This window comes from Bradyrhizobium sp., assembly GCF_016213215.1.
Classification (GTDB): domain Bacteria; phylum Pseudomonadota; class Alphaproteobacteria; order Rhizobiales; family Xanthobacteraceae; genus Bradyrhizobium.
The window spans coordinates 157,407-176,883 of the sequence record NZ_JACRAW010000077.1 but is presented as its reverse complement, the minus strand read 5'-3'; the positions used below and the strand labels follow the sequence as shown (position 1 = coordinate 176,883).

Annotated in this window: 23 protein-coding genes; 10 read left to right on the top strand and 13 right to left on the bottom strand. The window is 60.5% G+C overall.

Translation table 11 applies throughout. The features are described from left to right. From HY852_RS13910 to HY852_RS13885, 6 genes are all read right to left on the bottom strand, one after another. On the bottom strand, positions 1-606 hold a 606-nt coding region (locus tag HY852_RS13910), incomplete at its 3' end, for a linear amide C-N hydrolase (protein ID WP_291605303.1). Positions 607-760: 154 nt separating this feature from the next. Further along, positions 761-1,042 carry a cell division topological specificity factor MinE gene (gene minE / locus HY852_RS13905; RefSeq protein WP_291605302.1) on the bottom strand — a complete coding sequence of 94 codons (282 nt, stop codon included), beginning with the start codon at positions 1,040-1,042 and terminating at the stop codon, positions 761-763. Next, positions 1,039-1,854 carry a septum site-determining protein MinD gene (gene minD, locus HY852_RS13900; protein ID WP_291605301.1) on the bottom strand — a complete coding sequence of 272 codons (816 nt, stop codon included), beginning with the start codon at positions 1,852-1,854 and terminating at the stop codon, positions 1,039-1,041. The genes minE and minD overlap by 4 nt, the downstream gene beginning before the upstream one ends. 17 nt (positions 1,855-1,871) lie before the next feature. Then, the gene (gene minC, locus HY852_RS13895) at positions 1,872-2,570 is read right to left on the bottom strand and encodes a septum site-determining protein MinC (protein ID WP_291605300.1); all 699 of its coding nucleotides are present in this window, start codon (positions 2,568-2,570) and stop codon (positions 1,872-1,874) included. A 179-nt stretch (positions 2,571-2,749) separates the two neighbouring features. Beyond that, entirely contained in the window at positions 2,750-3,007 is a 258-nt protein-coding gene (locus HY852_RS13890) for a hypothetical protein (protein WP_291605299.1), read from the bottom strand. Between the two features lie 59 nt (positions 3,008-3,066). Continuing rightward, positions 3,067-4,074 carry a DUF2778 domain-containing protein gene (locus tag HY852_RS13885; protein WP_291605297.1) on the bottom strand — a complete coding sequence of 336 codons (1,008 nt, stop codon included), beginning with the start codon at positions 4,072-4,074 and terminating at the stop codon, positions 3,067-3,069. A gap of 115 nt (positions 4,075-4,189) precedes the next feature. On the opposite strand from HY852_RS13885, the gene HY852_RS13880 reads away from it, so the two are divergent. After that, complete coding sequence (locus HY852_RS13880) at positions 4,190-4,630, top strand: DUF1810 domain-containing protein (protein ID WP_291605296.1); 441 nt, start codon at positions 4,190-4,192, stop codon at positions 4,628-4,630. A gap of 39 nt (positions 4,631-4,669) precedes the next feature. Here HY852_RS13880 and HY852_RS13875 read toward each other — a convergent pair whose 3' ends face one another. Next, positions 4,670-5,260: an NADPH-dependent FMN reductase gene (locus HY852_RS13875; RefSeq protein ID WP_291605295.1), complete on the bottom strand. Its 591-nt coding sequence runs from the start codon at positions 5,258-5,260 to the stop codon at positions 4,670-4,672. Positions 5,261-5,301: 41 nt separating this feature from the next. Beyond that, positions 5,302-6,243, bottom strand: a complete 942-nt coding sequence (locus HY852_RS13870) for an AraC family transcriptional regulator (protein ID WP_291605294.1) — start codon at positions 6,241-6,243, stop codon at positions 5,302-5,304. Between the two features lie 524 nt (positions 6,244-6,767). On the opposite strand from HY852_RS13870, the gene HY852_RS13865 reads away from it, so the two are divergent. From HY852_RS13865 to HY852_RS13855, 3 genes are all read left to right on the top strand, one after another. Beyond that, complete coding sequence (locus tag HY852_RS13865; RefSeq protein WP_291605309.1) at positions 6,768-7,088, top strand: PilZ domain-containing protein; 321 nt, start codon at positions 6,768-6,770, stop codon at positions 7,086-7,088. 114 nt (positions 7,089-7,202) lie between these two features. Beyond that, on the top strand, positions 7,203-8,252 hold the full coding sequence (locus HY852_RS13860) for an HD domain-containing phosphohydrolase (RefSeq protein ID WP_291605293.1): 1,050 nt from the start codon (positions 7,203-7,205) through the stop codon (positions 8,250-8,252). A 429-nt stretch (positions 8,253-8,681) separates the two neighbouring features. After that, positions 8,682-9,650: an alpha/beta hydrolase gene (locus tag HY852_RS13855; RefSeq protein ID WP_291605292.1), complete on the top strand. Its 969-nt coding sequence runs from the start codon at positions 8,682-8,684 to the stop codon at positions 9,648-9,650. Here the strand turns inward: HY852_RS13855 and HY852_RS13850 are convergent. Then, positions 9,647-10,120 (bottom strand): cupin domain-containing protein, encoded by a 474-nt coding sequence (locus HY852_RS13850; RefSeq protein WP_291605291.1) that lies wholly within the window; start codon positions 10,118-10,120, stop codon positions 9,647-9,649. The genes HY852_RS13855 and HY852_RS13850 overlap by 4 nt on opposite strands. Before the next feature lie 254 nt (positions 10,121-10,374). Between HY852_RS13850 and HY852_RS13845 the strand changes: the two genes are divergently transcribed. Continuing rightward, positions 10,375-10,626 carry a hypothetical protein gene (locus HY852_RS13845; RefSeq protein ID WP_291605289.1) on the top strand — a complete coding sequence of 84 codons (252 nt, stop codon included), beginning with the start codon at positions 10,375-10,377 and terminating at the stop codon, positions 10,624-10,626. Between the two features lie 400 nt (positions 10,627-11,026). Here HY852_RS13845 and HY852_RS13840 read toward each other — a convergent pair whose 3' ends face one another. Next, on the bottom strand, positions 11,027-12,649 hold the full coding sequence (locus HY852_RS13840; RefSeq protein ID WP_291605287.1) for an ABC-F family ATP-binding cassette domain-containing protein: 1,623 nt from the start codon (positions 12,647-12,649) through the stop codon (positions 11,027-11,029). A gap of 743 nt (positions 12,650-13,392) precedes the next feature. On the opposite strand from HY852_RS13840, the gene HY852_RS13835 reads away from it, so the two are divergent. From HY852_RS13835 to HY852_RS13820, 4 genes are all read left to right on the top strand, one after another. After that, entirely contained in the window at positions 13,393-14,055 is a 663-nt protein-coding gene (locus HY852_RS13835; protein WP_291605286.1) for a hypothetical protein, read from the top strand. After that, positions 14,052-14,318: an HGGxSTG domain-containing protein gene (locus tag HY852_RS13830; RefSeq protein WP_291605285.1), complete on the top strand. Its 267-nt coding sequence runs from the start codon at positions 14,052-14,054 to the stop codon at positions 14,316-14,318. Before HY852_RS13835 ends, HY852_RS13830 begins: the two co-directional genes overlap by 4 nt. Before the next feature lie 236 nt (positions 14,319-14,554). Then, positions 14,555-14,734, top strand: a complete 180-nt coding sequence (locus HY852_RS13825) for a hypothetical protein (RefSeq protein ID WP_291605284.1) — start codon at positions 14,555-14,557, stop codon at positions 14,732-14,734. Next, positions 14,731-15,462, top strand: coding sequence for a Fic family protein (locus tag HY852_RS13820; protein ID WP_291605282.1), 732 nt, complete (start codon positions 14,731-14,733; stop codon positions 15,460-15,462). The genes HY852_RS13825 and HY852_RS13820 overlap by 4 nt, the downstream gene beginning before the upstream one ends. A 208-nt stretch (positions 15,463-15,670) precedes the next feature. On the opposite strand, the gene HY852_RS13815 is transcribed toward HY852_RS13820, so the two are convergent. Continuing rightward, a complete protein-coding gene (locus HY852_RS13815) occupies positions 15,671-15,889 on the bottom strand; it encodes a hypothetical protein (protein ID WP_291605281.1) in 219 nt (72 codons plus the stop codon). A gap of 547 nt (positions 15,890-16,436) precedes the next feature. On the opposite strand from HY852_RS13815, the gene HY852_RS13810 reads away from it, so the two are divergent. Beyond that, on the top strand, positions 16,437-16,865 hold the full coding sequence (locus tag HY852_RS13810) for a hypothetical protein (RefSeq protein ID WP_291605280.1): 429 nt from the start codon (positions 16,437-16,439) through the stop codon (positions 16,863-16,865). 254 nt (positions 16,866-17,119) lie between these two features. Here HY852_RS13810 and HY852_RS13805 read toward each other — a convergent pair whose 3' ends face one another. Both HY852_RS13805 and HY852_RS13800 read right to left on the bottom strand, forming a co-directional pair. Beyond that, complete coding sequence (locus HY852_RS13805) at positions 17,120-18,691, bottom strand: ATP-binding protein (protein WP_291605310.1); 1,572 nt, start codon at positions 18,689-18,691, stop codon at positions 17,120-17,122. Positions 18,692-18,965: 274 nt separating this feature from the next. Beyond that, positions 18,966-19,442 (bottom strand): hypothetical protein, encoded by a 477-nt coding sequence (locus HY852_RS13800; RefSeq protein WP_291605278.1) that lies wholly within the window; start codon positions 19,440-19,442, stop codon positions 18,966-18,968. Positions 19,443-19,477 lie beyond the last annotated feature (35 nt).

Genomic DNA, 19,477 nt, shown 5'->3' with positions numbered 1-19,477 from the left:
GGTCATGACCTGGTATTTGCGATCGTGGTGGATCACGGGCTTGCCCTTGATGTACTCGATGATCGCGCTGTCGCCGGTTGCGTCCGAGATCGACAGATGAAGCGTGGCGAGCAGCTTCTGCCCCGGCACGTTGTCGGTGACGATCGCGAAGGAATCCTTCTCCAGCACGTCGACCGCTTCCTGAACCGTCGCGAAATTGTCCAGTACGTATTGCGCCCAGGCGGCAATGGTCAGGCCCGGTCGGCTGGAATCGAACTTGGGATATTCCGACTCAACGAGCCAGAGGACGTTGGCGACCAGCCCCGCCTCGTTCATTCCATCGGCCGTCGAAACCTCGTAAGCCGAGGCGATTACGCTGCCGTATTTGGATTTCCATTGCAGCGAGTTAGGGCCGACTTCGCCGCTGCGCGTCATGCCCCTCGGAAAGATCCAGAGGTTGGTGGGCATCTCGCTTTTCCAATCCATCGAGCGCGCAGTTATCACCCTGCCGTTGTCGCCGAGATAGACCAGCCGCGTGCAGGCGAGCGATAAGGAAGGCGAGAGAGCGACCGCGCCCGCCAGAAAGCTTGCGAGAACGCGGCCAAGAACGGTACTTTTCTTTGCCATGATGATCTTCCCGAATCCGACGAGTCGCAAACACTCATCAGGTTTCGACGCGGGTCACCATGACATAGCTCAATCGAACAAAGCCCGACCTTATTGGGCAGTTCGAATTCGCGACGAAGTTTACGCAGCGGCAGCCAAACCACGCGCTGCTGGCTTACCCTGCGGCAGCCCTTCTCCGCTCGACGCCATTAGGTACCTCGATGTCCACTTCGAGCGTGGAGACTTCATCGCCCCTGTCCATGCGGACGATGACCTTATCGGGGTCGAGCATAACGTGTTTGGAGACGACTGCGAGGATTTCTTCGCGCAGCACACTCAACAGATCGGACTGGCCGCCCATGCCCCGTTCATGCGCGAGCAGGATCTGCAGTCGTTCGCGCGCGACGGGAGCCGATCCCGTCCGACCTCTCAGTAGCCGCAGCAGGCCCATGCTCATGCCGCCCTCCGTCGCAACAGGCGATCCATGAATCCCTTGCGTTCTGCTGGCACCGTCATCGGAACGCTTTCGCCGCGCAGGCGCCGTGCCGCGTCGATATAGGCACGGGCCGGCGCTCCTTCCGTCGAGGCGAGCGTAACTGGCGTACCGACGTTGGATGCCTTCAGCACGTCCTGGCTTTCCGGGATGATGCCGAGCAGCGGTATCGCCAGGATTTCGAGAATATCGGTGATGCTCAGCATCTCACCGCGCGCAGCGCGTGACGGATCATAGCGCGTAATGAGAATGTGCTTTGCAACCTGCTCCCCTCGTTCGGCTTTCGCCGTCTTGGAATCGAGCATGCCGATGATACGATCGGAGTCGCGGACCGAGGAAACTTCGGGATTGGTGACAATGACAGCCTCGTCCGCATAGCGCATCGCCATGGTGGCGCCGCGCTCGATGCCGGCGGGGCTGTCGCAAATGATCCAGTCGAAGCGCGAGCGCAAGTCCGCGATGACGTTGCCGACGCCTTGTTCGGTCAGCGCATCCTTGTCCCTCGTCTGCGAAGCCGGGAGCAACCAAAGATTATCAAGCCGCTTGTCGCGGATCAGAGCCTGCGGCAGCTTTGCCACGCCCTGCACCACATTGATGAGGTCGAACACCACGCGCCGCTCCGCCCCCATGATGAGGTCGAGGTTGCGCAGGCCGACGTCGAAATCGACCACCACTACCTTCCCGCCGGCTTGCGCCAGCGCCGCTCCGAGCGCCGCCGTGGTCGTTGTCTTGCCGACACCTCCCTTGCCTGAGGTCACCACCAGAACTTTGGCCATATCGCCTCCTCTGCCGACTAATTCAACGCTGTAATCTTCATTAGGTCCCCCTGCAGCCAGGCCTGGGCCGGCTTGCTGCGCAGGCAGACGTCGATGTCCTCCGCGGTCTGGTAGAAGCCGTCGATCGCAAGCAGTTCGGCCTCGATCTTCTGGCAATAGATTCGCGCCGCCGAATTGCCGTTCACGCCCGCCATGGCGCGCCCCCGCAATGCGCCGTAAACATGGATGGATCCGCCGGCGACGATCTCCGCCCCCGAGCCGACCGAGCCGAGGATTGTCACGTCTCCGTCGGGGAAGATCACCGTCTGGCCCGAGCGAACGGGGTTTTCCAGAATCAGCGACGTCGGTTGTTTGGCTTCCTGCTTCTTCGGCTGGATGGGTGCGTATGGCTCGACGTGGAAGTGGCGCCCACCCGAGAGCAGCGGTGGCATGTCCACCGTCAGGCGGCTTTCATCCACGCCTTCGATCCCGAGCACCCGGATTTGCCGTTCCCGCAGGCTGGTCAGCAGATGCGCAATGCCGGACTGGCTCAGATCGACCGACGACAGGTCGATGACAACCGGCTTTCCGGCAAAGAAGCCAGGCGACCGCGCGATCGTCGCATCGATCTCCGCGAGCCAGTTCACGATTGGGACCGTCGGGCAGAATACGAAGGCGACATAGGAGCGACCGCGAAGGCGCAACATCTGGCGCTGGGAAGCCGCTCTTGCCTGCATGGGAATACCGATTCGCCCTGGTTATTGAAGTATTAATGGTCTGGGCGATACCGGTTAACGAAAGGTTAAAGGTTCAAATAATACGACGCATTCCGAGTATCGTGGATCAAGGTTCCGCAAGAAAGTCGAACCAGACTCCATGGAACCAGACTCCGTGATGAACGAAGAGCAAATTGCCATCAGAGCAGCTTCGCGCTGACGAACAACGCGCGAACGGCATCGGTCGCCTGCACCGTCATCATTGCATTGTCGGCCGCGCGCTCCAGGGCAGTCACGGCGGCATCATGCAGCGAGCGGAATTCCATCCACTCGATCGAGTTGTAGTTGGTGAGAAACTGATGGGCCTGACCGACGGTGGCAATGGACACGGGCTGGCCGTTCAGCTTGATGTTGAACGTCGTACGCAGCGGTGTTTCAGAACTCAATGCTTCACTCATCAGCTGGTTCTGGACGAAGGCGCCTTGACCAACCCGAACGCCTGAGCGTCCCGGCGGCGTCAGGACTCGGAGGCCGGACGCTGCGAGGCCGATGCCGTCCCGCTCAGGCTCGGAACGACCACGATGCGGCTGATCTCCCCGTCGTCAAATGCCTTCAGGAATTGCTCATAGTTCTTGATCGAGACACAGCCGTTCGAATCGCCGTTCGGTCCGAGCAAGTAGCTGTGCGTGAGCAGCCCGGAACGTCCGAGCGTATTGCTGCCTTCGACCGGCATCATGCGTAGCGCGCGAACGCCGTGAAACAGCCGCTCACGCGGCCTCAGATCATAGGTGGCGGGCGGAGTCGCCCCAACATTCGGCTGGTGAACGTTTTCAGGATCATCCTTCAGGCTGCCCAAGCCTGAATGTGCCTCGAGCCTGAGGCCGCTCGGCAGATAAACGGCGCGCGCGGTGATGTCATAGACGGCCGTCTGGCGGTCGTAGCCGAGCGCGGCAAGGTCCGGGCTTTTCTGGAACAGTCCGCTGTCCGGTGTCAGCGATGCCAACTTGATCCTGCCCGGCAAAAACTCGGAGAGCTTCTGCAGCAGCGTCCGGTTGTCCGGCGACGGCGTGGCATCGGCGATAGCGGACGTGCTGCGCCCAACCTGGTCCGCGGCCGCCGGGCGCGATCTCGGCAGCGGAACGGCGACGACTGGCGCCGGTCTTGGCTCGTCATCGATGGCCGAACGCCAATCGCCCGACGTCATTTGCAGGGCAAGTTCATCCTTGGCACCGCGCAGCATTGTCTCTCGCAACGCCAAAGCGGAGACGCCGAGCGTCTCCGAACTCGAATTGGCAACGACCGATTCAGGTGTTGACACGGGAATAAAGCGATCTTCGAACGAGGCGCGGTCGGAAGTCCTGGGCAGCGCAGCGCTCGTGAGAGCTGCCGCTTGATCGGCGTCGGTGATCCAGGCCGCGGCCCCGGTCGCCAAGGCGAGCGCAGCCAACACCAGCACGATCGCCTCCGATCGCCCCATGCGATGCTGCGACAACAGCCCGTCAACTCTCGCCGCTTCGGAAAGCATCCAATCCCCAGTTCCATCCCCTTTGAGCACACCCAAACCCGCGGAGAATCTTTACCAGCTGCGGGAGTGGGGGCCAAAACTGAGGCATAATCGAGACAGCGAGGGGAACTCGTCGATGCCAGATCCGTACAATCTCAGACGCTTCGTTGACGCCCAGGAGACGGTCTATCCGCAAGTCGTCGCCGAGCTTTCGCAGGGGCGCAAGCAGAGCCATTGGATGTGGTTCATCTTTCCACAGATCGTTGGGCTGGGCTTCAGCGCAATGGCACAACGCTTCGCGATCACATCCTCCGCGGAAGCCAGCGCCTATCTTGCACACGACCTCCTTGGCCCGCGTCTGATCGAATGCACCGGGCTGACCCTTGCGGTGCGGAACCGGACCATCAACCAGATCCTCGGTGCGCCGGACGACATCAAGTTCCGCTCGTCCATGACGCTGTTCGATGCCGTGTCCGACAACCCGATGTTTGGCCAAGCCATCGCAAAGTATTTTCCGGATGGAAAGGACAGGGCGACCTTGATGATTCTCGCCGGATTGGAGCGAAGCGCCCGCTAGGTTTCCGGTCTGGCAGAATCCTCCAGCCTGCTTCGACCTTCAATAGGGCGGCTGCCTGCGCTGGCGCTGCACCCTCGCCGCCTCCACCCACCACGTGAGGTCATCGGCGAATCGAGGGAAAGCCCGCTCCAGGGCCTTGCCTCCCTCGCCGATCGGCCTGCCTTCCGGCGAAAGCGATTGGGCAATCGGCCCGACAGCGATGGTGCTCGACACCACCACCATGCCCATCTCCGAAAGCGTGCCGTGCCAGGCGGTCGCCGCGCGCGCCCCCGAGAAACGGCCCGCCGAGTAGCTCGCAATCGCCGCCGGACGCCAGAACCACTCTTCGAGAAAATGATCGGTGAGGTTCTTCAGGCCGGGCTGCACGCCCCAATTATACTCGCCGGTGATGAAGACAAATCCGTCCGCGTCGCGGATCTCCCCGGCGAGCTTTTCGAGCGCCTCCGGCGCCTGACCCTTCGGATATTCCTTGTACATGCGGTCCAGCATCGGCAGGCCGACCGCCTTGGCGTCAATCAGTTCGACATCATCGCCACGGGCACGCAGGCCCTCGACGACGAAATCGGCCAGACGGATACCCATCCGGTCGGAGCGATAAGACCCGTAGAACACGAGGATGCGGTTGCTCATGGCCGTTGCACTCCAGCACGGAAGCCATCGTCGCGGCCGTCTTACGCGTTGCGGGCGCGTTCTACCGTTTCAGACGGAGTTTCGCCGAAATGAAGGCGGTAGCTCCTGGAAAAGTCGCTGAGGTGCCAGAACCCATAGGCAAGCGCCACGGCCTTGACGCTTTCGGCTCCAAGGAGCAGCCGCTTGCGCACGAGCCACAAGCGCCTCAGCCGCAGATAGCGGTGCAGGCTCATGCCGCGATATCGCTTCACGACGTCATGCACGGTACGAACCGAAACACCGACTTTCTTCGCCAGTTCCTCGCTGTAGACCGGACGGCTGAGATCATCGGATAGAACAGCCCTGATGTCGTGAAAGATCTTGAAGTGCCGCACCGAATTGGCGCGCGCGGTCCAACGCGCGGCCACCACGTCGTCAAGTGCGGCATCAACCGCACCTAGAAAGGATTCCCGGATGGCGGCCGAGCTTACGCCCGGATGCAGGGTATCACTCGCAGCGAAGGACAATACCTCTCTGACCAGCCCGCGCAGCCGAAGGCGGGCAGACGCGCTGGTTTCGAACATCCTGAAGGACGGGCCTGTCTCAGGCCAGCCGCGACCCCGAACGGCGGGCGTGAACACCACCGATGCACATTGGCGCTCGGCCTGCTCGACCAGGCTGTAGCCAGCCCCATCGCTGCCCAGCACGATCACCGAACGATCCGTTTCGACCCCATTGAACCGGATCGGCGCGTGTTGATCGTCCATCCCAAATCCGACCACCGTGCAATTCGGCGCAAGCTGCGCATCGACGATACGCGGGAAGGACTTGATCAAATTGACGTCGCAGCCGGGCAGATTCAGGATCGTCTGCTCGGCCTTGATCGTGCGGACGAGCGGCGTGAAGTCCACCGTCAGTTGCCGGATCGAGCTGCGAAACTCATCGATATCCGTAAAACGAAAAGTCCTCGGCGCCAGCGTTGGCGTCCCCTCATTCTCATTCATCGAAGAGCTTTTGAAGAAACATGCATCGCCGGCGCGCCGCCTTGAAAAGCTGGAATAACGGCTAGGTGCCAGCTGCGCCCCGCAGCTTCAGTCCCCCGATTCCATCAGTTGGCCGTACTGTCCTGAGGACAGTTCGACCATCGCGTGTCTGCCGAATTTCGATATCGTTTTGCGCTAGGTAGACGCCCTATAATCCTACCTCTATCCCCGAGTCTTACAACCATATTAACCAGATGCGAGTAAATCGCAATCTGAAGGATTGTTTCACCACAGACCTGGCCCGCGCCCGCAATGAGCTTCATCGCGCCCGCAGATCACGTTGTCGGACCGGACCATGCCCTTCGGGCAGGCGCGCCCGCGCACTGCGGCTATTCGGGCCGCGGTTATTGCTCTCCTCTTCCTCTCCCGCATCCGCGCCGCACCCGGCCGTTCGTCAGCCAAGCTGACCCGCGCCGCGGCTGTCCCCGCACGCGAAGCAGCCCGGTGTCTACCCAAAACCGGCGCGCCAAGGATGGGGCACCTTGATGAAATGGAACAGCCGCAAAGCGTATCGTGTTCGCTTCGAGCACAAGTGTGTCGTCAACCTGATGGGTGTCGATGGCACCTGGCGTCGGCAGTGCCTTCTCATGGACGTTTCCGCAACCGGTGCCAGGCTCGAGGTCGAAGGATCCATCGATGTGCTGCAGGCACGAGAATTCTTTCTGGTGCTTTCCTCCACCGGTCTCGCGTTCAGACGCTGCGAACTGGTCTGGGTGGAGGGCATGCTGGTCGGGGTGAAATTCATCAGCTCGGGATCGAGAAAAAGGAATGTCATCGCGGTGCCCAAGTCAGCAGCGTTCAAGTGAGATCAACGCATTTTCCAGCAACCGATTAGCAGTCCTTGAAGGCCGTGCAGAACGCCAACCACAGCAATCCGGGCCGCGGTTTGCCGCAGCCACGGAAAATGGGAACCAGCGCTCATGTTCGTGCATGTACTGGCTGACAGTTCCGCCAGGCTCTCTGGCGTTCGGACCATTCTCGAACGGAAACACGACATCAGCTCCGAGCTGCTCGGGCGCACAAGCCTCCGCCCCGACCGGTTCGATGCCGTGGTTGTCAGGGCGGATCTTCGTGTCATCGAGATCATTCCGGTTCTGAAGAAAGCGCTCGCTGCTTTAGAGGGCGCCAAGAGGCGCATATTCCTGGTCGAGCAGGCAACCCATTTGGGCGTCTCTCAAGCCCATGCGCTTGGCGCCACGGTTGTGCTGACGGGACCAGTGAACCGGCCGAGATTGCTGGCCGCACTTGCCGACGACCTTCCGTCCGACACCACCTGCCCCGCAGAGGCGGCCGAAGAAGACGAGCCGATGGCCACTGCCGCCACCGCGATTGCCTCGATGTTCACGGCTGCCGTCGGCGGCACGACAATCGATGTGGCCGGTGCGAAAGAAGCCGGCAGCAGGATCGCCGATCACATCAGCGAGCGCGGGCTATCCGATTGGCTTGCGACAGTGCGGCGGCATCACGAGGGTACTTACCAGCATTGCCTTTTGGTCACGGGCGTCGCGATCGATTTCGGCTTGAGCCTTGGCGTTGCGCGAGATGACCTTGAGAGGCTGTATTCAGCCGCGATATTTCACGACATTGGCAAGGCCAGGATCCCGCTCGCAGTGCTCGACAAGCCTGGGCGCCTCGATGCCGCCGAACGTGCGTTGATCGAAACCCATCCGGTCGTAGGCTATGACGTGCTGAGAGACCAGGGCAATATCTCTCCGGAGATTCTCGACGCGGTCCGGCACCATCACGAATATCTCGATGGAAGCGGTTATCCGGACGCGCTGTGCGCGGAGAGCCTGAGCGACGTCGTGCGGATGCTGACGATTTCGGACATTTTCGCGGCGCTGATCGAATGTCGACCCTACAAGCGGAGCATGCCTCGCGGACAGGCCTACGAGGTCCTTTGCTCGATGCATGGAAAGCTCGAAAAGCCGCTGGTGGCGGCGTTCCGGGAGGTCGCCCTCAGCAGATGAAGAGGACGCAAGGCAAGAAGCTCAGGGCGCAGCCCGATCCCTTGTGTGTCCGGGAGCGGGTTGGCAGGCAAGGCCCTCGGCGAGCGCCTTCATGTCTTCCTTCTTGCCGCTGCGGATAAGACGGCCAAACTCCTCCGACGTGAAAGGCAAGGTCGGATCGTCAGGGAATCGGTACCGCAAGCGCGGCTGCCCGAAGAACTGTCGAACCAGATTCGCCAACCGCCGCATGCAAGGTCCCTCGCGTCAGCAACAAACCTTTTCCTCGGTCGATTGTTCCAGATAATGCTAGCTAATCGCAAGTCACGAAATCCGGCAGTCAACCGGCTTCGCGTTTCCCTTGACCAATGCTGCCCTGCCATGACGGGCCCGCCCGTTGCCCGCGGCGGAAGCGAATTCTATGTTGCCCGAAAAGCCGTCAGGGGAATTTGCATGGTCGCGCAGCTCGATCCCGTCATCGCCCAGATCATTCCGCTGCTCCCCCTCCGCGATCCCCCAACGATGACGCCTCAAAGCGCCCGCGACGCGTTACGGGCGCTCGCCGCGTCCCGCGCTGCGGTACCGCCTCCGCCTGTGACAAGCGTGGACAACATCGAGGTGAAGGGGGCGGCCAGCCCGCTTGCCGCGCGGGTTTATCGTATGGGCTCAAGCGCATCGCCGACTATAGTATTCTTCCATGGCGGCGGCTGGGTCGCAGGCGATCTCGAAACGCACGACCGGCAGGCACGCTGGCTCGCAATCGAGACCGGGGCTGTGGTCGTTTCAGTCGACTACCGGCGACCGCCGGAAACGCGCTTTCCCGGCGCGTTCGAGGACGCTTATGCTGCGCTACGTGATATCCGTGAGCGCATTGGTGCGTTCGGCGGCGATGCATCCCGCCTTGGTGTTGCCGGCGACAGCGCCGGCGGTAATCTCGCGGCGGCAACCGCGATTGCGTGCCGCGACGACGGCATCAACCTGGCCGGTCAGTTGCTGGTCTATCCCGTGACCGACGTGTTCGGCAATTACATTGACCCGCGCGAGAATGCTCGCTTTCCGTCGCGCGCGCAGAACGCCGAAGGCTACTTCCTGTCGCGCGCGGTGATGGAATGGTTCGTCGGGCACTATCTTGAGGACATTGCTCACGGCTCCGACTGGCGCGTTTCGCCGCTGCGGGCCAAGAGCCTTGCGGGGATAGCCCCCGCAGTGGTCTGCACGGCCTGGTTCGATCCCTTGCGCGATGAAGGCGCGGCCTATGCGGAAGCGCTCAAGGCGGCGGGTGTGCGGGTGAAGCACCATGAAGGCCCGGGCCTCATCCACGGCTATTTCGGCATGGGCGAAGCCAGCGACGCGGCACGGCAAGAGGCGCAGCGCGCGCGTGCCGAGTTCAAATCCCTGCTCGATCGCGGCGTTAGCCCCTAACGCGACTGCGCGTTTCGGCTTCGCTGCGCCTCCGTGTGGCCCCAGGCCTCGTCCCAATCCTGGCCGGAAGCGTCGACGACTCGGCCATCGGCTTCGAAGAACTTGTTCGGCACCTGGAAGATCGCAAGAATCAGCGCGCCGTTGGGGCACCATGCGGCATGCCGGCTTCCCGCTTCGCGCCAGATGAATTCGCCGGCCTTGCATTCGATGCCTCTTGCCGGACCGTCGCGGTCGACCAGGCTGCCTTCCAGGACGTAGGTCTGCTCGATATTGACGTGCTCGTGGTCGGGCAGCACCGCCCCCGGCGCAAAGCGCATCAGGGCCGTCATGAGTCCGGTTGAGCGGTCGAACAGCAGCGTCTTCGCCTCGCAGCCTGGAAAGCGGGTCGGCTGCCATTCCATGCTCTGCGGCCGGACGAGATGCGAATGCCCATCGGCGGCTTGCATATTTTCCCGGTTCACGACGTCCATCATGAGGCTCCGTCTTGCGAACTGTTACAAGTCTAGCAAGTTCGCCTCTCCCCGTCAGCGCGCAGTGCAACAAGGCCGGAGTCCTGGTTATGGCCGGCCAGACAGAGCGTCCGGTGAGTCGCCCGGGGTCGCTTCTTCGGCGCCGCATCATCGAAGCTTAATAACTGAAGCGAGCCACACCCCTGCCTCCGATCCTCCTTGATCGGCGCACAAATTCGAGTTCCAATCCGGTTATTCTTTTGGGGAGACACCTTATGATGAAACGCATCTTTTTGGCTGCCATAGTCGCGACCTTTGCCGCGGGCTCGGCCTTCGCCCAAGACGCCTCCTGCGAAAGCAAAGCCATCGGCAAGGATGGCAAGCCGCTCGCGGGAGCCGCAAAAACCTCCTTCATGAAGAAGTGCCAGACAGATACCTGCGCGGCCAAGGCGGTTGGCTCGGACGGCAAGGCGCTCGCCGGCGCTGCCAAGACCAGCTTCATGAAGAAGTGCGAAAAAGGCGCATGAGTTCGCGCCTCGCCGCTTACTGAAAACGCGGTCAGACAAGACCTGCACGCCCGCGCCCCCGGCCGGGTGTGCGGGTGCATGCACAAGCTGTCAGCGCCGAATGGCCCAGACGCGCCGGAAAAAGGCGTTCAGCCAGTTGCCTCTGAAAAGCGAACGGCCCTGGTGTACATCCGACCAGGACCGTTCAATCGCGTTGTCGACCCGCCATGGGCCGGAACAACGGCGGAAATTTCATGCTGGCGGGCCAGCGCGTCTAGATTCTTAGCTCCCGACTGTCACAAAATCATGACGGTCCCGGGAGGGATTAACGACGGAACGCCGTTCGGGTTTCGCCCAATCTCGCCGCGGCGTGCATCGCGCCTTAGTGCCGCTTGAAATAGCTCGCCGGCAAGAGGAAAGACTAGCTCCGCAACCCCGGTGCTTCCTGCCCCGTGCGCTCGACATATTCGGTGTAGCCGCCGCCATATTGGTGGATGCCGTCCGGCGTCAGCTCGAGCAACCGGTTGGACAGGGTCGCGAGGAAATGGCGGTCGTGCGAGACGAACAGCATGGTGCCTTCGAAATCCGACAGCGCCGAGATCAGCATCTCCTTGGTGGCGAGATCCAGATGGTTGGTCGGCTCGTCCAGCACCAGGAAGTTCGGGGGATCGTAGAGCATCTTCGCCATTACAAACCGCGCCTTCTCGCCGCCCGACAGCACCCGGCATCGCTTCTCGACGTCGTCGCCGGAGAAGCCGAAACAGCCGGCAAGCGCGCGCAGCGAGCCCTGTCCGGCCGTCGGAAACGCGTCTTCCAGTGACTGGAAGACGGTGCGGTCGCCATCGAGCAGATCCATCGCGTGCTGGGCGAAATAGCCCATCTTGACGCTGCCGCCGAGCGCCACCGTGCCCTGGTCGGGTTCGCTCGCGCCGGCCACCAGCTTGAGCAGCGTCGATTTGCCGGCGCCATTGACGCCCATCACGCACCAGCGCTCGCGGCGGCGAATCATGAAATCGAGCCCGTCATAGATTCGCTTGCTGCCATAGCCCTTGTGGACGTTCTTCAGGGCGACGACGTCTTCGCCCGAGCGCGGTGCCGGCAGAAAATCGAATGCGACCGTCTGGCGGCGCCGAGGCGGCTCGACACGTTCGATCTTGTCGAGCTTCTTCACCCGGCTCTGCACCTGGGCCGCGTGCGAAGCCCGCGCCTTGAAGCGCTCGATGAACTTGATCTCCTTGGCCAGCATGGCCTGCTGACGCTCGAACTGGGCCTGCTGCTGCTTCTCGTTCAGCGCACGCTGCTGCTCGTAGAACTCGTAGTCGCCGGAATAGGTGGTCAGCGAGCCCGCGTCGATCTCGATGACCTTGTCGATCACGCGGTTGATGAACTCGCGATCGTGCGACGTCATCAACAGCGCGCCTTCATAGTCCCGGAGGAAATGTTCGAGCCAGATGAGGCTTTCGAGATCAAGATGGTTGCTCGGCTCGTCCAGCAGCATGACATCGGGGCGCATCAGGAGGATACGCGCCAGTGCCACGCGCATTTTCCACCCCCCCGAGAGCGCGCCGACGTCGCCCTCCATCATCTCCTGGCTGAACCCGAGGCCTGACAGCGCCTCGCGCGCCCGGCCGTCGAGCGCATAGCCGTCGAGCTCCTCGAAGCGATGCTGCACCTCGCCGTAACGCGCGATGATCTCCTCCATCTCGTCGGCGCGATCCGGATCGGCCATCGCGACCTCGAGCTCCCGGAGCTCGGCCGCGACAACGCTGACCGGACCGGCGCCATCCATCACCTCGGCCACGGCGCTCCGGCCGGACATCTCGCCAACATCCTGGCTGAAATAGCCGATGGTGATGCCGCGGTCGATCGCGACCTGCCCTTCGTCGGGCAGTTCCTGACCGGAAATCATCCGGAACAGCGTGGTCTTGCCGGCGCCGTTGGGGCCGACGAGGCCGATTTTCTCACCCTTGTTGAGCGCTGCGGAAGCTTCAATGAAGAGGATCTGGTGGCCGGCTTGCTTGCTGACGTTATCGAGACGGATCATGCGGTCATTTTTTGGGGGGGGGAAAGAAGGGTTGCGGTCTCTTAGTCCATGTGGGCGGCAAGTGGAAGCCCGGCCGCGCCCCTTCGAAGGCAGGGCAATCGCATATGGCTCTTTGATAGCTGCGAACGTGCTCGGCCTCATGGTTCGAGACGCGCCGCAAGCGGCGCTCCTCACCATGAGGGTCCAGGATTTCGCCGCGAACAAGACCTCATCCTGATGAGGCGCGAGTCGTTCCTCATCCTGAGGAGCTTGCGAAGCAAGCGTCTCGAAGGATGAAGGCCCGGGTCCGGGCCTCATGGTTCGAGACGCGCCTTCGGCGCTCCTCACCATGAGGGTTGAAACCTCGCAACCTCAAAAGATTCACACCCCCTGAGGAGCCCGCCAAAGGCGGGCGTCTCGAAGGATGGCCGCAAAGAGACCGCCGTTTTTTTTCAAATGCGATTACCCTGGCTTCGAAGGGGTGCGCGCTGTCAAAAACTCGAAAAACAACCCCATGCAAAGTAGCCGGCGAGCGCCGCCATAAGAACGGCAACTTGACGCGTCGGGCAAATCACGGGCATTCCTTCACCATCCCGTAATGGCTGTAAACGCCCGCCGCTCCGCTACCCTACGGGCGCGCCGGTTGCGATTGCGGCTCAACTCATCCCCCACCGTTGAAACTGCAGCGCCTCGCCGCGGCGAACGATCGCCTGCGCGTGGCCGAACCGCGCGCTTCCCTCGCGCGCCTGCCAGGGACATCAGACATGGACACAGCTCCGGACATCACTACGTCCACGGCAATTGCCGCAACCGACCCGGCCAAAGCTGCCGCAGCCCCGCGGATCAAGCTTCTGTCACACGGATTCTGCATCGACCATCCGGATCCGGAGCTCGGCGAACGGCTGATGGCGAACGCGCTGGGCGTCGCCGATCGCGAAGCGATGGATGGCATTCTCGGACAACTGGTCAAGGCCAGTGTGAACGGCGGGCGTCCCGACGAGGTCAACCTCTCTTTCACGATTTCGATGGTGAAGAGCATCAAGCCCAGGGATTCCGTCGAGGCCATGCTGGTGGCGCAGATGGTTTCGGTTCATCTCATGGCGATGCGATGCGCCCATCACCTTGCGAATGCGAAAGACCTCGCTCAGCACGACAGTGCCGCGCGGGCATTGGGCAGGCTCGCCCGCACGTTTCCCGCCCAGATGGATGCGCTCAACCGCTATCGGAGCCATGGCGAGCCCGCCATCACCGTGCAGAACGTGTCGGTAGGGGATGGCGGCAAGGCCATTGTCGGCAACGTCACGCAGCATGCGAGCGTGATCGTTCCCGACAACAACCCGGCATGCGCGGCACGGAAGGCGCCGAACGTCGCCCGCTCCAGGCGAGGACGCGATTGCGCTGAGGCCAGGCGAAAAGCACAGGCATGAGCGATCACATCAGAAACACCGGCCCGATGCTGGCGAGCCCGCGTTGCGGCGCCAAGACCCGTCGCGGCGCCGCGTGCCGCTCACCGGCGGTGCATGGCAAGAAGCGCTGCCGCATGCACGGCGGCGCACCGCGATCCGGCGCGCCAACGGCAAACCAGAACGCGCGCAAGCACGGCTTGTTCACCAGAGATGCGATCGCGGAGCGAAGGCAGATACGGGCGTTGTTGGGTGAGGCGCGGAGCTTGCTGGAGGGGATGAAGTGATCTAACCGGAAAGCGGGGATGGACGTCTCCCCACCGGATGTCGCTGCACTAAGTCATAAGAAGCTACCGTCCTCAGGGGCACCGTGCAGGACAGGAAAACTGCCCTACAACCCACTGATTTCTGGCCCCTATTCGTTAATGGAATTTCAGTCAAAAAGTGCTATATTATTGATATGGCTAAGCTAACTCCCTCTTCGACCGCAGAGCACATACGGTCCCTGGCCCGGACGTTCCACGTGTCCTACACGGAGGGTCCAAATGATCGCCTGGCGCATCATATTTCCCGCCTGGCGGGGGATATGGTTGAACTCGACGAGATTGAGCAATTGCTTATCGGTTTGCAGCGAGCCAAACACATTACACGCACAGAGATGATCGAGCTCCAGGCTCGCTACCTGCACGAAGCCAAGCCGTGACATTCGATCCGTTCGGCGACTTTGAATCGCGCGGGTATCTAAGGAATATAGCCCAAGAGAAAGACCCTGCCATTGTGAGGCGGCTGGAGCACGCCTCCTTTACAACCGGGATCGACGACGCTTTCGAAGCGCTAAAGAACAAGAAGGCCCTCACCTACTCCGACGTGCTCAGCACGCACAAGATACTGTTCGAAGCAATGTATCCGTGGGCCGGACAGGATCGCAGCCAAACAGCGCCCAAAATTGCGATAAGCCGTGGGAGCGTCCTCTTTGCCCATCCGAGGTATATTCAGAACGCAATCCAGCATGCGCTTAAGCTCGGCAACGACCCGAAAGCGATGCGAGGGAAAGCGGGTGAAGTTATGGGCTACCTCGCCCATGGCCATCCCTTCCTGGACGGCAATGGACGCACCATCATGGTCGTCCACTCCGTGCTGGCTCAGCGTGCCGGCTTCAGTGTCGATTGGGCCTCGACGGACAAAACCGCCTATCTGCAAGCGTTGACCAAAGAGCTGGATGATCCTGGCAAGGGAATTCTCGATAAATATCTCGAACCGTACATCCGACCGGCAGTCACTGATCTCAAGGAGCACATCCCCGCGGCCAAGGGCCTCGATGGCGGCACAGGCGATGACCATAAAGTTCGCGGCAGCAACGACGATCCGGTAGTTATAGCCGAGTACAAGCAGCAGCAGCTTAAGCGCGACGAGCATACCGGCGACGCCTAGGCTTGCGAGCGTACTGATGCCGTGAAGTCCCCTGATTACGGTGCACTCAAACTCCGGGCAAAGTCTTGTGTGCTGTCACCGTAATTCTAGAACGCCGAGCCCAAGAACATCGACAGCATCCTGAGGACGGACACTGTCTGCAAATTGAAGTACATCGCCTACCTCGAATCCTCAGCCTCCAGTGAGGCCTCGAACGACAACAGCCCAGCTACTTCAACCAGCGCATCCGACTGAGGCAGTGGTTACAGAAGCCGTAGTTGTTGGGGCGCTCATCTCGGGCGAACGTCAACGCCTCCAGCCCGTCATCGAAACCCCGCCTCTCCGCACTGGCGGATTTGAGCAACGGGTCGGTGCCCAGGTCGGCACAGGTCGCAAGATGGACGGTAGCAATCTTATTCGGGCGGTTAGAGACGGTGACGTACTTCATTGAAGCCTCCATTCAAGAGGCGTCCCATATCGGGCACGTCCGACCGGAAGTCTATGTTCAAAATGATGTTCAGTGACAGCATGACGCAGGGAGAGCGCGGCAGCCAAAATCGCCGCGCCCGTTGTTCAGATGCACCCACGGATTAAGTTCTTAGGGCACCATCTCGCAGACTGCTCGAAAGTGTATCCCCTACCCGCCTGCACCTGTTGGCACTTTGCCACTGTGCAGCCAGTCGCGGGCTCACCGCCATCCACTTCTGCATATCGGCTTCGCGTAAAGCTTTCGCCTGACTGTAGGCGGTGCCGAAAGCCCCATGCTTCGCAAGCGCGTAGGGCGCAATAGCGGCAGCGTATTGCGCCGCCAAAGGCGTCCGTATTCATGGCGGATCACGCTGCGCTGATCCGCCCTACGGGCTGCAGGATCGGCGGCAACGCGTCGTCTGGCAGCGAGAGCAACCCCGTGATGGGGTCGCCTTTAGCTTATCTTTCGATTTTACCGGTAGTGTGACCGGGTTCTGAGGTTTCGCCCGGCTGCCATGGAGAAAGATATGCTTCGCCGATTCGCTTTCGTCGCCGTCTGTTCCTTTAGTCTCGGCGGATGCGTCGTCGAGACCGAGGCGACCGTGCATCTGTCCGACATCCTCGCCGTCGCCAAGACCGGCCAGGCCGACAAGGTCGCCGTCCGCTATCTGCTGGAGGTGCCGACCAAGGACAAGTGCCTGCTCTATGGCCAGAAGATCGCCGAGATCCTCAAGCCGCACATGGCGGAGCTGACCGACGTCGCCTGTGTCCGGCGGGACCTGTCGGATTTCGTCGCCATCACCGGGAGCGCCCCCTTGATCCGCGGCGGGCCATGCGCTTCACGATGCGCCGCAGACGAAGGTCAATTGATGCACTGTCACCGCGATTCTGAAACAAAAAGAGCAATAGATAAGTGTGGTCGCTCACCCGTCCCACCCGCCGAGCGTTCCATCTGAGTTTCGGAATAAAGAGACAAGATCAGCCACTTCTTTGGCTCCGGCAGCCCCAAGGCGTTCTACAGCAATTTCATGGGTCACGGTCATCTCAACCTCGGAGTAACTTCGTTTGGGAAAACCCATCCCAATAAAACAGGCGCGGCAATTGTGTCTTGTGATTCGAGCCACCTTCTTGGGAATAGGCGCCAACGTGCTCGCCTTCAGAAGTGATCTTGGGCCAACGATCCATTGCGGCCTATCGTGAACTTACGCTGCTAAGCTCGCTCAAGATAAATAAGGCTTGCTTTGCGAAGGGCATCATCCGAACTAGCCCCCCAGAATTTGACGAGATCGAAATCTTTACGAGCGCGCTCGCCAGTGTACTGGCTCAAATCAAGCATGTATGCATCATAGAGGCGACCGGTTCGATCTCGAACTGTTACTCTAAATTTTGCCCGATGGAGGAATTTGAGATCAACAAGCTCGTTAACGGTTTCGACAAACGGCGACGTCATATCCTTTTCGATCAAGAAACAATTTGCCTTCGTCTTAAATATACAGAAGTTCAAAATATCTTGGAAGTTGGACAACAGACGGTCACGATCTTCCGTCGTGCCAGTGTCCCTGTTAAACTCCTCCTCTTTGAATATCCCTAGCTGTCCGGCAGCAACATTTACATCCTCGCTTCCAACCTTCGCGCCTCGCGCGAGCTTCCCGGCAATTATGCGCTCACGGGCGACCTGAACTGATCGATTGAAAATGGTCAGAAAATCGCGCGCGACACCACCGCTGGCTAGCACTAGTCGATCCCTGGCGCCTTCGGCCAAAATTGATTGCAACGAAACTGCGGCCTCTGCCGCGAATTGGCTCAGGAGCTTCATCAGGAATGCTTTGGTTACGTCGTACTTCTCCAAAGTGACGTCGAGATCGATCTCATCAGCATCATCACCTAGTTTCATGCCTATCGGGGGATGACCAAGGACATACCATCTGGATCTGTGTCGTATCGTCCCAATCTTTAGCCAGAGGTTCGTTCCTTTCGCGATACGGTGGAAATAATCCACGACACTTGCCTGATCGTTCAGACGCAGGTGATAAAGGTCATCGAGCAAAAGAAAAGATGGACCGCCTGCAAGCTGTGATAGGCGGCCAAACAGGTCCTGATAGCGCATAATGTTCCGGTGTAAGACTTCGATTTTCTTCGAAGTGTATTCGCTTTGTGTCTCAGTGCTCGCTTTATCGGTCTGGCTCGCTGATAATTCCCCACCTACACCCGTGTGGGGCAGCTTCGCAGAGAGGGCCGCTTTCGTCTCATTTCCGCTTTCGTCTTTGGCGCTCTCTCTTATTTTTGACTCGTCGGCACTCAGCAGAAACGCGTTTAGCTCGCCAATCATCTTACCGAAGTCGTCAGAAAGGGCCTTGGTCCCTGCACGATTAAAGCCAGGCTTAGTCGGCGCTGAACCAAAAAGCTTCCGCCAAAAAGAGGTTTTGTTGGCTGGGTGCGTCGCAGCTGTGTCGAGCCAACGCCTTACCTCAACGAAGCTCTTGATCAGGATGCTCAATAGCACATCGGGATAGCTGTGCTGCTTGAATGTCTCGAGATCGACGAAAGCAATAGGTGTTCGATCAACAGTCAGATCGGCCGCAATCTTTTGTAAGAGGCTTGATTTGCCTGAGCCTCGTCTCCCGAAAATGATGTTGTGGCGCTTGCTTTTCGCTTTCGCGAGCACGCCCGGCGTTGGCTCTACGAAATGCTTAACGCCTTCGCGGCTAGCCCGCACGGATTCGTCCACGAGCTGAATAAGATTTTGAATCCCAACTGAATTGAGTGCGTAATCCGGTTCCAAAGAAAACCCCCGCCGTAGATCAACCTAGAATCAGAATGGCGCAGTCTATGCAACGAATCGTTGTATCGTCCAAAAAGAAATGGCAAAGCCCACAGCAATACACTGGGCTCGGCAGCCGCCCGCGTCTTGAACGTGCCGAGATTGCGCCGCTTGCCGGTCTTCGGGTTGATCTTCCGTGAGTAGAGCCGATATTCGCCCGATCGCAACTTGCGGATCATGGAGCTCTCCCTCGATGATTCTTCCGCTCAATCGCGGATGCGCCCGTCGGCTTCCCTCATCGCTGTGGCGCGAACTGCTGATTGCCGAACGGTTGCTGCTGGGTGGGGATCCGTATCGCGATGAAGCCGCGTCCCATCGACTGGTGGCAGCCATTGCAGCCGTCGGTGAGCCCACTCATCGCCTTGGCAAACTTGCGACCGTCCTTGGCCGAAATCGCGTCGGAGACGTCGGTCAGCGGCCCGTCCAGCGTCGTGACATTGGTGACGGGAATGCCGGAATAGAGCAACGCGGCCTCCGTCAGGCCTGCCTTGAGCTGGCGCAGTTCGAATTCGGCCAGCCCCCAATTTTGTGCCTTGCCGGCAAACCATAGCTTGACGTGGCGCGCCTGCACCCCGCTCATGATGTCACCCAGGCGAGGCACGTATTGTTCGGATGAAGATGAGGACGGCGATCTCATGTCGGACTGGGCAAGCGCAAGCGGCACGGATGCACCGAGCATCAACGTGCCAATCATCCAACCTCGCAATTTCATTCCACGCTCCCTGCGACCCATTGTGCACCATCCTG

What these genes read in the sequence shown, in the direction of transcription:
- minE (WP_291605302.1), bottom strand. Translation starts at nt 1,042, where the DNA reads ATGAGCATGGGCCTGCTGCGGCTACTGAGAGGTCGGACGGGATCGGCT.
- minD (WP_291605301.1), bottom strand. Translation starts at nt 1,854, where the DNA reads ATGGCCAAAGTTCTGGTGGTGACCTCAGGCAAGGGAGGTGTCGGCAAG.
- minC (WP_291605300.1), bottom strand. Translation starts at nt 2,570, where the DNA reads ATGCAGGCAAGAGCGGCTTCCCAGCGCCAGATGTTGCGCCTTCGCGGT.
- HY852_RS13890 (WP_291605299.1), bottom strand. Translation starts at nt 3,007, where the DNA reads ATGAGTGAAGCATTGAGTTCTGAAACACCGCTGCGTACGACGTTCAAC.
- HY852_RS13885 (WP_291605297.1), bottom strand. Translation starts at nt 4,074, where the DNA reads ATGCTTTCCGAAGCGGCGAGAGTTGACGGGCTGTTGTCGCAGCATCGC.
- HY852_RS13880 (WP_291605296.1), top strand. Translation starts at nt 4,190, where the DNA reads ATGCCAGATCCGTACAATCTCAGACGCTTCGTTGACGCCCAGGAGACG.
- HY852_RS13875 (WP_291605295.1), bottom strand. Translation starts at nt 5,260, where the DNA reads ATGAGCAACCGCATCCTCGTGTTCTACGGGTCTTATCGCTCCGACCGG.
- HY852_RS13870 (WP_291605294.1), bottom strand. Translation starts at nt 6,243, where the DNA reads ATGAATGAGAATGAGGGGACGCCAACGCTGGCGCCGAGGACTTTTCGT.
- HY852_RS13865 (WP_291605309.1), top strand. Translation starts at nt 6,768, where the DNA reads ATGAAATGGAACAGCCGCAAAGCGTATCGTGTTCGCTTCGAGCACAAG.
- HY852_RS13860 (WP_291605293.1), top strand. Translation starts at nt 7,203, where the DNA reads ATGTTCGTGCATGTACTGGCTGACAGTTCCGCCAGGCTCTCTGGCGTT.
- HY852_RS13855 (WP_291605292.1), top strand. Translation starts at nt 8,682, where the DNA reads ATGGTCGCGCAGCTCGATCCCGTCATCGCCCAGATCATTCCGCTGCTC.
- HY852_RS13850 (WP_291605291.1), bottom strand. Translation starts at nt 10,120, where the DNA reads ATGGACGTCGTGAACCGGGAAAATATGCAAGCCGCCGATGGGCATTCG.
- HY852_RS13845 (WP_291605289.1), top strand. Translation starts at nt 10,375, where the DNA reads ATGATGAAACGCATCTTTTTGGCTGCCATAGTCGCGACCTTTGCCGCG.
- HY852_RS13840 (WP_291605287.1), bottom strand. Translation starts at nt 12,649, where the DNA reads ATGATCCGTCTCGATAACGTCAGCAAGCAAGCCGGCCACCAGATCCTC.
- HY852_RS13835 (WP_291605286.1), top strand. Translation starts at nt 13,393, where the DNA reads ATGGACACAGCTCCGGACATCACTACGTCCACGGCAATTGCCGCAACC.
- HY852_RS13830 (WP_291605285.1), top strand. Translation starts at nt 14,052, where the DNA reads ATGAGCGATCACATCAGAAACACCGGCCCGATGCTGGCGAGCCCGCGT.
- HY852_RS13815 (WP_291605281.1), bottom strand. Translation starts at nt 15,889, where the DNA reads ATGAAGTACGTCACCGTCTCTAACCGCCCGAATAAGATTGCTACCGTC.
- HY852_RS13810 (WP_291605280.1), top strand. Translation starts at nt 16,437, where the DNA reads ATGCTTCGCCGATTCGCTTTCGTCGCCGTCTGTTCCTTTAGTCTCGGC.
- HY852_RS13800 (WP_291605278.1), bottom strand. Translation starts at nt 19,442, where the DNA reads ATGAAATTGCGAGGTTGGATGATTGGCACGTTGATGCTCGGTGCATCC.